The following is a 12,648-nucleotide window of genomic DNA, read 5'->3' as shown; positions in this document are numbered from 1 at the left end:
ATTGTTATTCATTCTGTTGCCGGAAGCCAACGCGGGTCGCCGCAACGATTCGCAATATGCTCTGAACTACTTAAAGTAAAATCGCCATTAGTAGCATCGGCAAAACTTGGTGCTACCTTGATGGCAGTTCCAGAGTGGTCGCGGCCGGCATCATCGCTAGTATCATAATCAAGGAATCCGCCGGGAACAGCACTATAATAATAGGTGTTATAGCCAAGTATATAATTCACGTTTCCATAATTTCCGGCATTACATATACGTCTGAAAACACCTTCAGTTCCTGTTGACGAGCTTACAACGCAATCTGCGAAAATCGTATTCTGCATCTCCAGAGTAAATACTGCGTTATTACTGCCAATTACATTATTAAAGAAACGATTGTTACCGACACGATAAAAAGTACAATTATTCATTTTTCTAAGTGATGCGCTCCAACCGGAACCACTAAAGTTCGACGGAGTACGTCCTCTCATTTGCACTAAATAACCATTTCCGGCAACCGGATAATAAATCGTACTATTCGTAAAAGATAAATCCTTAATCCAACCTTGGCCATTAAACGCAATAAAAGTAGTGCTGCCGTCTTTGATACCAACCAGGCAATCATCAACGGACAAGGCTGCCAAAGCATAACCACTGTTACAATAATATAACGGCACAGGAATATTGTTCAAATTGCAAGACTGGAAAACATAAGGCTGCTGCACTATACCTGCTTCTGTACTGTTAAACATTACCACACCTCTACTATTGGAAACGGTATAGGTATTTTCATCAAAATCAAAATCGATGAACTTAACCTTGAACCCTGCTCCGTGATTAATAAAAGAAGCATTTCCTTTCATATTTATTTTTGCATGGTTTACTTTATCACCACGAATAGTCAATGTTGTCGTACCCAAATCAATGTTTCCATCCATTTCATAGCTACCGCCTGCCACTAACTCAAAAGCAACTTCTTCTTCACCTTCCTCAAGAGGTGCTATTGGATTATCAGTGAAATAAGTAGTCAGATTCGTTCCGGACGGAATTATTTCACGCAACGGCACTAAAGTATTATAAGTCATCTCCGTAGCTGTAACGGCATCACTATTATTATACTTTTCATTCCCTAACGCTTTAACCACCACTTTATACCTCGTATCTACGGTGATATCACGGGCAATCTTGCATTTGTCCACAATCTCGTTCTCCTCACCAATAGCAATCAGATTATCCGGATCATCCGCATTATAGAATGTCACCTGATATCCTCCAGCTCCAAGCACTACCGGCCATGTAATTTCAAGAGATGTAATATCTACATTTCTTGTAAAAGTCCAACCTTCAGTTGAGGGTGATTCCAGTGTTACTCCCTGAACTCCCGGAGAAAAGGTTCTATCATCTTTGTATCCATCGACACAAGAACTAAAAAGAAGTATAGCCGCCCCAAACGCCAGACTATTCCTTTTTACCCGTAAGAATAAATGTTTACTCTTCATAGATTAAATTTTAATTTAAACAAAATAATATATAACATTTTCATAATCAACTTTCTTTCTCTATCATATTAACAATATCATAATTTCCCTCCTATTTTTATTTTAAATCCTACTTTTATCCGATTTATATTAAGGACGGATATATATATTTATTGTAATCCACCAAAAAGCGCCTGATTAATACCATAATGGAAATAATGGATTTTATAGAAAATAGAATGATTACAGGCAGAGAACTTCGTTTGGGAAGACAAAAAAAATCCGAACCTGTTTTTAAGTTCGGATTTCTAATATGATAAAAAGCATATTCATTACTGGAATATCTCTTTTAAATATCTGATATTTGTTCCATAATTCTTTTTCACATTTCTCACATCATCCTTATCACGCGAACGTTCTACGACTAACCATCCACTCCACCCCATCTTGTCAAGTGTCTTTTTTACCTTATTCATATCCAGTCGCTCATTGAAAGGAAGAGTCACTCCATCTGTATCTGTACAGTGAATCTGGCAAATTCTGTTTTTCCCGAGAATTTTCAGTTCTTTGCACAAGTCCCTACCATTCTCCAAAGCATTTTGAAATTTGAAATAAATCTTGATGCCGGGAGAGTTTATTTCTTTTAGTAACTTCACATCCCCTTTGGCATCCAATTGGGTTTCAATGCCAATAACTACCTTTTCAGAAGCAGCCATATCCCCTACCTCTTTTAGACGTTTCACTACTTGTGCCCGAAGTACAGGCTCTTTTTCCCATCCGGCTTTAATTCCACCTAAAGGAAGAAAAGCAACTTTGGCATTCATCACTTTCATTGCGCCCAAACAATCCTGAACCAATTCTTTATAATTAACCCGTTCTAAAAAAGACTGACCATAAAAACCGGACATAGCAATAGAGGGAACCTCCAGTTGATATTTCCGGGCAGTCTCACGGAACAATTCCTGAAAATGGGGTTCACGCAATTTATTATCAAACATTTCTCTTTTGCCAAGACCTCCCATATCCAATTCTACACCATCTCCATTCAGCTCATGTACTAATTGAAATGAACCAATCTTCTGCCGCTTCAAAATCATCCAATCACATACGGCTATCTTATACCGTTGTTCATTCTGCTTCGGTGCAGCAACAGCCATTAAAGGGAAACACTCCACCATGAGCAATATCCAAAGGATATGTCCTAATAATTTCTTTTTCATATCAGTCTTATTATATACTTATTTATGTAGTAGACGGATGGAATAAACTTTTGTAATCGCTTGTTGAACAGAGAATAAACAAAAAGACAATAAAGCAGGTTCTGATAAAAACTAAATAGTGACATTATACTGAATGGATAGTGACGCTATCCCATTGTTATACCGTCACTATCCCAAGCACATACCGTCACCATTTTCAGGAGTAGCAATAAAGAATATTAATGTAAAAAAATGGGCTGCCGAACCCTGAAAAGTCCGACAGCCCTGTCAACCCAAAAACGATACCTATGAAACACTGTGTGTTACTTCAAATCAAAATATATGCGTTGACCATGAACAAGTTCATCATGTGTGATATGATATTTATTGAACTTCTTTCCATTCAATAACACCTTATTAATATATAGAGTTCCCGGTTGAGTACGGTTACTCTCAATTACCAACTCTTTTTCTTTATACCATTTCGGATCCAGGCGAATAATCACTTTGTCAAATACTGGAGTCGTCAATGTATATTCAGGTAGTCCCGGACAATCTGGATAGAAACCAATCATGTTGAAAATAGCCCAGGAAGACATTGTTCCCGTATCATCATTTCCAGGAATACCATCCGGTTTCGTTGTAAAATACTTATCCAATAAACGTTGTGTCTCTTTCTGCGTACGCCATTCTTCACCTTTGAAGTATGAAAATAGATGGGGATAGGCAATATCCGGTTCATTTGCCGGATCATAAAGACCTTCGTCGAAAACCATTTGCAGCTTATCAATAAAAGGTTTCTTTCCTCCCATCAACTTAGCCAGCCCATACACATCGTGCGGTACATAGAATGTATAGTTCCAGGAATTTCCTTCATGGAAACCAGGGTTCGGTTCAAAGTTCTCACCCTGTCTGGGATTAAACGGACTATAAAAAGTTCCATCAGGAAGAATCGGACGGAATGTACCAAATTCTTTACTATAATAATGTTTATAGCCTAAAGAACGTTTATAGAACATCTCCGCATCTTTCTTTTTACCTAAAGCCTCTGCAAAACGGGATAATGCAAAGTCTGCAATATAATATTCCAATGCATGGGATACGGAATTGTCATACTGTTCACGAAGAGGCACATATCCCTTTGACATATAATCATCATTATCCGGACGCATCAGGTTTTCTGCTCCCGGCAATGTCGCAGATTTATACATTGCTTCATAAGCCAGGTCAACATCAAAATCACGTAATCCTTTCATCCATGTATCCACAATTACCGGAATACTAGGATCACCTTCCATTGTTAATGTCTCTCTTCCATACAGTTCCCACTTAGGTAACCATCCATGTTCCCGGTACATATCAAGCATGGTACGAACCATCTCCATTTGACGTTCCGGATAGACAAGAGTTAATAACTGGTGAACATTACGATAGGTGTCCCAAAGAGAGAATACTGTGTAACGTTCCCCCTTTGTTGTCATAATCTTATCACTTTCCATTGCCGGATATTCTCCATTGACATCCTGTAGAATATTCGGATGAATCAGTAAATGATAAAGTGCTGTATAAAATACTGTTTTCTGCGCATCCGTTCCGCCTTCTACAGTTATACGTGATAAGTCATCATTCCATTTAGCACGTGCTTCAGCATGGATCTGTTCAAAATTCTTTCCTTCTTGTTCACGATCCAAATTCAATCGCGCATTCTCTATACTGACAAAAGAAACTCCCATTTGCACTTCTACCTGCTCTCCCTCTTCTGTTTCGAAAGAGAAATAGGCACCGACATCATCACCTGCTATTTCTTTTCCATAGCGGGTATAAAGTTTGTACTTTCCCTGATCCGGATCCCATTCTGCCTCCACACCTGTCATTGGACGTTGTTTCTTCCAATATCCAGTCGCAGTAGGAGTCTTTTTAACCCGCATCACAAAATAAATAGGAAATACAGCTTGGGGATTATAGCAGAATGTGCCAAGTAATTTCACTCCTTCCACTTCACTGTCGCTTACACGACGGAGCATGGCACCGCTTTCATTCGTTAATCCTTCTCCCAAATTCAATAATAAATGACTTTTACCTTTAGGGAAAGTAAAACGTGCAATGCTTGTACGTGGAGTAGCGGACACTTCTGTCTTTACATTATACTTAGTGAGATAATTGGAGTAATAACCCGGTGAAGCCTGTTCATCCTTATATTTACTACCGTATTCTTTATAATCTACATTCAATTCTCCGGTAGTAGGCATCAATAATAAGGAGCCTAATTCAGGACAACCGACTCCGCTCAAATTCACATGAGCATATCCGGTAAAGAAGCAGTTTGTATGTTCATAAGGTGTAGACCACCATCGGGCATCTTTGTCGTATGTATTCTCTGAAGAACCCATCACGTTGAAAGGAACCACAGACATCATACCATTCGGACAGATTGCACCAGGATTGGTAGTTCCGAAATTTGTAGTCCCGATAAAGGGATCTACATAATCTATCAAAAGATTCTTATTAGTGGGAGGGCTTCCCCCTTCTCCCGCATAAACGGGAAGAAGAGCGAAAGCAAGTGTGTAAGTTAATAAAATACGTCTCATACCTTTATTAAATGATACTTGTTCGTTTAGTAAAGTCGATAATCTCTTTAATATATCCAAAGGCCATGCCTACAACTGTGTCTGCCGCACCATAATAAACAGCTACACGTTCGCCATCTTGCAAAGCAGCACAGGGGAATACTACATTGGGCACATCGCCTTGAAGTTCATAAGGAGCAGCCGGACCTATCAAATATTCGCGGGTACGGTAAAGAACCTTTTCCGGATGATCTTTATCGAGTATAGCAGATCCCATTGCATAGCGGAAACCATTACAAGTAGTGATAACACCGTGATAGAAAAGCAACCAACCTTCATCTGTCAGGAAAGGTACTGAACCTGCACCAATCTTAGTGCACTGCCATGCACTTTCCGGAAATGGAGTCACTTTCATTACACAACGATGTTCACCCCAATATTTCATGTCCGGACTGTAGCTGATATATATATCACCAAATGGTGTATGACCATTATCACTAGGACGGCTCAACATAGCATATTTGCCATCTATCTTCTGTGGGAAAAGTACACCGTTACGATTGAATGGCAGGAAAGCATTTTCACATTGGAAGAATTCTTTAAAATCAAAAGTATAAGCGATACCAATAGTAGGACCATGATAGCCATTACACCAGGTTACCCAATAGCGGTCTTCAATCCATGTAACACGAGGGTCATATTTATATTCCGATTCAATCATCTCTGTGTTACCGGCTTTGAACTGAATAGGCTCGTGATTTATATCCCAATTAATACCGTCTTTACTGAACCCTACAAAGATATTCATCTGCACTGCTTTATTATCACAGCGAAATACACCTGCAAAACCATCTCCGAAAGGAACAACAGCACTATTGAAAATACTATTGGATGAAGGAATATGATAACGTCCGATAACAGGATTTTGTGAATAACGCCACATAACGTCCGCACATCCGACAGGACGATCTTCCCAAGGAATTTGAATCTTATTCATAATCAATCTTTTTTATATTATTTATTTTTTGAATCATCATACGTAAAAGGTATGAAATATGTAATCAGAAGAGCCGGAATAGTCGCAATCAGGACATAAATAAAGAAATTCTCATATCCCAATAAATCACTAAGGTAACCACTAGCCATTCCCGGAAGCATTACTCCCAGGTTCATGATTCCCGATGCAAATGCATAATGCGACATCTGATGTTTTCCCGGAGCAATCTGCTGCATCATAAACAGTGTCAATCCGACAAAACCAAAACCATAACCGAAATATTCCATTGTTATGCATGTTCCTATCAAATACACATTAGTAGGCTGTACGACCGCCAGGAAAGTGTAGGCGACAAATGGAAGATTAAATATGCAACAAAGAGTAAAAAGTGTCCTTTTCAATCCAAACCTGGACACATAAATACCTGCCAACAAAGAGCCTAGCACAAAAGCTGCAGACCCAAAAACTCCATTTAACGTACCAATCTCAGTCAAGGACAATCCTAAACCACCGACATCTCTCGAAGCACGTAAAAACAACGGAGCAATCTTCATGATAAATCCTTCTGCCAGGCGATATAAAATAATAAAGCAGATATAATAGAAAATATGTTTCTTGGTAAAGAAATCAGCAATTACCGCCATTAATTCCTTTTCAACTTCTGATGCTGTCTTTTTCGTTGTCGATGGTACTTGCGAAGAAGGTAAAGCTTTTATATGGTAAATACCTATCAGCACCATAATCGCTGCAATCACCGCAAAAATTATCATCCATGCAGACGAATAAGCTCCTTTATTCGCTTCGATAGAAGCTCCTTCTATTGCTCCAAAATGCTCGGCCAACGCACCCGCCATAGCAACCAATCCACCATTAGCAACTAATTTGGCAACATTATAGAAAGCACCTTGCACTCCAATATATTTTGCTTGGTCTTCTTTATTCAGTTCTGCCATATACACACCGTCACAAGCAATATCGTGTGTCGCTCCACTAAAGGCAATTACTGCCATTGTGGAAATACTAATGGCAAAAAAGTAATCAAAGAATAAAGAAAAAGCTACTACTCCAAACAAGACTCCACTCAGCAATTCTGTGAACAATACAAAGAACTTCTTTGTCCGGTACATTTCAAGGAAAGGACTCCACAAGAATTTCAAAGTCCAAGGCATCATAATAAGAGAAGTCCAAAACGCAATTTGCGTATCTGAAATCCCCAAATCCTTAAACATGAATACGGAAACCAAGTTAATAGCAATAAAGGGAAGCCCCATTGCAAAATAAGCGGTAGGAACCCAGCGAGCCGGATTAATAGTGTTTCGTTGAGAAGCAGTTTTATTCTGTTGCATAAATCATAGTATATAGATGAAAAAATTCATTTTTCTAACCCATCTATATATAATACAACTAAAAGGGGGAAACTACTAACGTCTCCCCCCTACTTTTTTTATTTTATTATCACTTCGTCTATGAAAAACCATGAAGGATGCCCTAAACCATAATGCCAAGTTGGACATTCTTTTGTTCCTGTGACCTCAACTTTTACATAACGCGTCTTTATAGGTGTTGCAGATTCCGTCTTTACTCCACGAAATCCGACCTTACCGGAACGTTCTTCGGGTAAATCTGTCGTTCCCCAAAGTGTATATTGTTCTCCATCCGCCGAATAAGAATAAGTGACTTTCAAAGGAAAGAGAATCCAAGCCCCTATCTGATGTAAAAAATCAGTTTCTATACTATGAATATCTTTTTCTTCTCCCAAATCTATGATGAATGCACCATCGGTTCCTTCCCAACCGACCCAGCTATCTACAAAAGTAGCTCCGCCAAATAGACCATCCACTAATGCTGTCTTTCCTATTTCTACATATTTCCCCGTAGGCGGAATAATATAAGAAACTTTGGCTCCCAATGCCAAACTTTGTTCAGCCTGTGGCATATAGCGTTTACGATACAATTCACAGTATTCTATCGGTGAATTTGCACGTTCATTCAAAGTAGGAACATTAAACTCTTTTACCCTCTCCGCAAAAAGTGTTAACTTATTATCTATATCAGACAGGTCTTTTACTGTTTCTGTACGTGCTATTTCCAATTCAGAATATTGAAGCGGCAAACGGGCACGTTGAACTCTTTTCAAAAATAGATCATCTGCTTCAGCCGCTTTCTCTGCCCGATCAAATAAATCATTATAACGACGCATCAAAGCCGGTTTCAACATTCCATATTTATGAGATACAGGTGAATCATAAATCCATAGTCTTTGTCCACTGCCAATCAATGCTCCCTCCATCACTTTTATATATTGATAAAGATAAGGGGCAGCTTCACCATAATACCCATGCAGAAAATGTTGCATTAATGAATCTACATTAGCTTCCGGGTTCCACATCAACTTCGATACCAAGTAAGCACGCAATTCTGCAAAGTCACCTCCCCTGCTTCCCGCAATCTGAGAGAAATGCATAGTGGCATGATTCTTTTTAAAAAGACGGATATTGTCCTGCAAAATATGAAAGTTAGGGAATGGAGCCAGATAATTATCAAAGTTAATACCATAATCCCAAACAAAGATATTATCAGTTATAGCAGACCATCCTTCCATTGCTTTCACAAATTGTTTGCCTGAAGCATTTTCTGTTAAAGTCACTTCACGATCACAATCAATATCACAAAGCATTATATTCACATTAGGCAAAGGTTTCACATGCTTTGGTGGATTCATTGTATATAAATAAGCCAATGTAGAAAACTCTTTATCCGGGAAACGGGCAGCCAATTTATTCAAAAAGGTTATTATACTTCCCGACAATGCCCCTTCCCGATCATCAATTGCCTTACAAGCATCACATGTACAATTCGTATAATTACCATCATTCTGACTAACAGACATAATATGTTTATCAGGATTGGCTCTAAATATAGAATCAACACGCTGTGCTACAATTTCAAAAACTTCAGGATTACTCAAACACCACTGACTGGCTTTCCCCGGATGACGTTTGCCTTTAAAATAAGAATAATATTCAGGATGTTCTTTCCCGTAAACAGAAGAAGGCAACAATTTATCAAAAGTATGTACCCAATAACCGGCAGCAAACACTTCATTGGGTTCTTCCAGCCGATTCCACCATTTATAGATAGAATCCGTTCGAATGGCATAGCACTGTGTTTGACGATAACGGAAAGCCGGATTATCTATCATATTGATTAAGGGCAAATTTATCGTTTTCTGCGGTATAAAAGAGTATTCATTCTCTCCCCAGTAGTCAATACCTAAGTATTGTTCCAGCAGAGTTACAACTCCATAAACAACTCCATTATCTTTTCCTGAGATTCTTAAGATTCCGTCTGTAGTAGAAATGGAGAATCCATCTTCTGTCACTTCATAAGGAGCTTCTCCACCAATCAAAATATCCCCCTTTTTAGGAAACTGATTGATAATAATAGGCAGTTTACAGCCACTTACTTTTTGAATAAAAGTTTGCAATAAATTAGCAGCTGTCCATGATATTTGCTCATCCGATTCTATAATGATTTTAGATTTTGTATTTCCATTTGTGACTAATACTATTTGAGAAACACATGGAATCGTTACACATATTCCAATAAAAAATAAACAGAATTTCAAGATAGTTCGTTTCATGTTTTCCTTTCCATTTAAAGTTATTATTTATTAGTAATACAATCAATACGATATTATTAAGCATTCAAACTTTCTCTTTTGTTATTTATTAACTTATAGAAGGAATCCCGTCTTATCCGTAGTAACGAAAAAGACGGGACTAAATTCACTTTATCACTTTATGAAAAATGTGTTCTTGAGGTATATTATTACTGGTCAATCATTCGTATAAATATATAAAGCAGAAGGGAATGATCCACCGGGACTAACACTCTTTGGGAACATTAGTCTTATGTATTGTGTTTCTGTAGGATGTTTTAATACCAAATTGTGTGTATTTCCAGCCGTCAATGCACATTCTCCTATACTGTAATTCATGCCATCCATGCTAATTGCCACAGAAGCTAATAAAGCTGAATTATATTTCCCCATATTATATCCTATTCGGATGGAAGAAAGATTTACTAACTTACCCATATTAATGTCAATCACATTAGTAGGTGTCAAAGTATCTATCCCTCGGCCGGGTTCCTTAAATAAATTCATCCAACTGATTCCATAACGACTTTCACTTTCTCCATCCACAGTCATAATCCAATCCGTGAAATCATTAATAGGGATGCCGATAGGAGCTTTTTCAACAGATAGTGTCAATTTTCTTACAGTATTGAATATGATATATGTTGTTGATACTTCTCCTATCTCCGCACCACCTCCGTTCACCTCACTGATAACAATCGGCAAAACATAGTTCTCACCTAAATTCACGGCTGCCATAACATCCGAAAATGTTAATACCACTTTCTCCTCCGGTGTCCGGGCGCCTTTTTTAATAGTTACCGTAGAGTGCTCAAAAGCCGTATTAGGCATAAGCACATAATTTGTTCCATTTACTGCATTATATGCTCCTATTAAACTAGGATCTATCTCCAGTGATATGTTGACATCATCGTCGGCAGCCCAGTCAGCAGTCAACATATTCTCTAACTCCAGTCGTTCTGTCAAATTCGTAAATCCGCCATTCTCATACTCTAAGTTCATGCTTTTAGAAGCGCCCATAGTAACAGTATTTACTTTATAAATAGAGCTAAAAGTTAGATATATTTTGCTATTCTCACTAATTGAGGCTCCTGAGCCTTCAATAGAAGTGACAGCAATAGGAAGAAGATAATTTTCCGCTCCACTTTGAAACTCTGTCATATCAGTGTAATGTACTTTTAGTGAATCTGCCGATATATACTCTCCTTTCTTTATATGTAAAGTTGCATTCTCTAACTGAACACTTTTCAATAAAGCATAATTAGTGCCATTGGCTTGATTATAACTATCCACCAAAGACGGATTGACATCAAAATGAATTGTCAAGTCGGTTGGAGCAGGCTTCGTACATCTCACCGGATTTACAATACATTCCGGTGCAATGTCAACTAAGAATGTCCCGTTTCCTTTATATTCTAACGTATTCTCTGTACTTACCGGAGAATAAATATACACATAATTAATATCATAAGGATCTACCGATTCATCGTCGCTACAAGCAGTTATAAGCAGAAGTGATACTGCTAACGGCATACACATCAATAAATATTTAAACAATGTTTTCATAAATTTTCAAATTTAATTATTGAGCAAACGTATAAGTTTCCCAAGTCACATCGGCATGGTTCGGAGAACTAGGCTTCAAATTACCTATTTCTACATCATGCCCATTGCCTGTTACATCATGCAAAGTAGTAGCCCCTTCACCATCATTCATCGGTAAATACAATATCAAATCTTGATTTGTATATTCTACTTCAGAATACATACCTTTCTTTATCTGATTAGCCGAACGAGTTACTTTCCACAATCGAACCTGACACATTTCACAAGCATCTATAAACTCAGCAGAAGAAAGCATTTGAAGCTTGTCGATAATCATTGGCTGTCCAGTAGCACCAACTAAAGAAGCTATTTGCATTCCATTTTTGTAAAGTAATGAAGTACCTGTGGCAGCGTCATAAGTAATAGCAAAATGATACCATTCATTTGCTTCTAATCCATTTCCAGCAGTCGGATCACCTGTATCAAACTGTGACCCCATTGTTTTAATCTGCAAGAAATTATACACATATCGTCCACCACTGGAATAAACTAAATCACCAAAACGTATATATAGTTCCGTACTACCACCAGAGTTAAAGATAGCCTGATTATTGGTAGAAAAAGCACTCATTTTGCACCACCATTCCAATGTATAATTGGGTAAACTCATTCCCCAACTTCCTTCCGGTGCAGCCTGCATAGCATTATAACGGTGAAATTTGGGAACTAATTGTTTTAACGGCTTCACTAAAACAACCATAAAGTTCGAAGAACCTTCTGCTTTGTCTATTCCATCAGCTTTCTTTATACTGATAGGAATAGCATACTGAGCACCTTCCGTCTCAAAAGATTTAATATCAATATTAACAGGATCAGCACTGACAGAACCAGCCGCTATTGTTACCTTTTCAGGAAAACTAACATATTCCGCCTCAGGTAGTTTATAACTTGTTTCGTTCTTCCTATTATAAGATTCCAATGCATCCTTGTCTAAAAACAATTCAGCAGTCACGTCTTGATTCATAGCCCTAGCCAAACGAATAGTTACAGATGTACGAGTCATCTCATCTTGCATAGTTACCTCTTTAGTTTTAGCACTAACGGCTTCATTGATATACACCAAATTCTCAATAGCTGCATTTTGCGCATTTTCACAAGCAGTTTGTACAATGGGGAGCATCCCTAGTACCATCAGTTTTAATAATGTTTTTCTATTCAT

General features: G+C 38.1%; 8 protein-coding genes. All 8 read right to left on the bottom strand.

The annotated features are described in order from the left end of the window. Positions 1–8 precede the first annotated feature (8 nt). The 8 genes from HC965_RS25055 to HC965_RS25020 all read right to left on the bottom strand — a co-directional run bounded on the left by HC965_RS25055 (position 9) and on the right by HC965_RS25020 (position 12,648). On the bottom strand, positions 9–1,481 hold the full coding sequence (locus HC965_RS25055) for a DUF4992 family lipoprotein (protein ID WP_191034018.1): 1,473 nt from the start codon (positions 1,479–1,481) through the stop codon (positions 9–11). 311 nt (positions 1,482–1,792) lie between these two features. Beyond that, entirely contained in the window at positions 1,793–2,680 is an 888-nt protein-coding gene (locus tag HC965_RS25050; RefSeq protein ID WP_191034017.1) for a sugar phosphate isomerase/epimerase family protein, read from the bottom strand. Positions 2,681–2,982: 302 nt separating this feature from the next. After that, entirely contained in the window at positions 2,983–5,247 is a 2,265-nt protein-coding gene (locus tag HC965_RS25045) for a GH92 family glycosyl hydrolase (protein ID WP_191034016.1), read from the bottom strand. 7 nt (positions 5,248–5,254) lie between these two features. Further along, positions 5,255–6,223 (bottom strand): 1,4-beta-mannosyl-N-acetylglucosamine phosphorylase, encoded by a 969-nt coding sequence (locus HC965_RS25040; protein WP_191034015.1) that lies wholly within the window; start codon positions 6,221–6,223, stop codon positions 5,255–5,257. A gap of 17 nt (positions 6,224–6,240) precedes the next feature. Continuing rightward, positions 6,241–7,569, bottom strand: a complete 1,329-nt coding sequence (locus HC965_RS25035) for an MFS transporter (protein WP_191034014.1) — start codon at positions 7,567–7,569, stop codon at positions 6,241–6,243. Between the two features lie 98 nt (positions 7,570–7,667). After that, entirely contained in the window at positions 7,668–9,866 is a 2,199-nt protein-coding gene (locus HC965_RS25030) for a DUF4838 domain-containing protein (protein WP_191034013.1), read from the bottom strand. 195 nt (positions 9,867–10,061) lie between these two features. Next, positions 10,062–11,450, bottom strand: coding sequence for a DUF1735 domain-containing protein (locus tag HC965_RS25025; protein ID WP_191034012.1), 1,389 nt, complete (start codon positions 11,448–11,450; stop codon positions 10,062–10,064). A gap of 16 nt (positions 11,451–11,466) precedes the next feature. After that, a complete protein-coding gene (locus HC965_RS25020) occupies positions 11,467–12,648 on the bottom strand; it encodes a DUF1735 and LamG domain-containing protein (protein WP_223855023.1) in 1,182 nt (393 codons plus the stop codon).

Source organism: Bacteroides sp. GM023, from assembly GCF_014750685.1.
In the GTDB taxonomy this organism is placed as follows: Bacteria; Bacteroidota; Bacteroidia; order Bacteroidales; family Bacteroidaceae; genus Bacteroides.
This window is presented reverse-complemented; position numbering and strand designations above follow the sequence as displayed.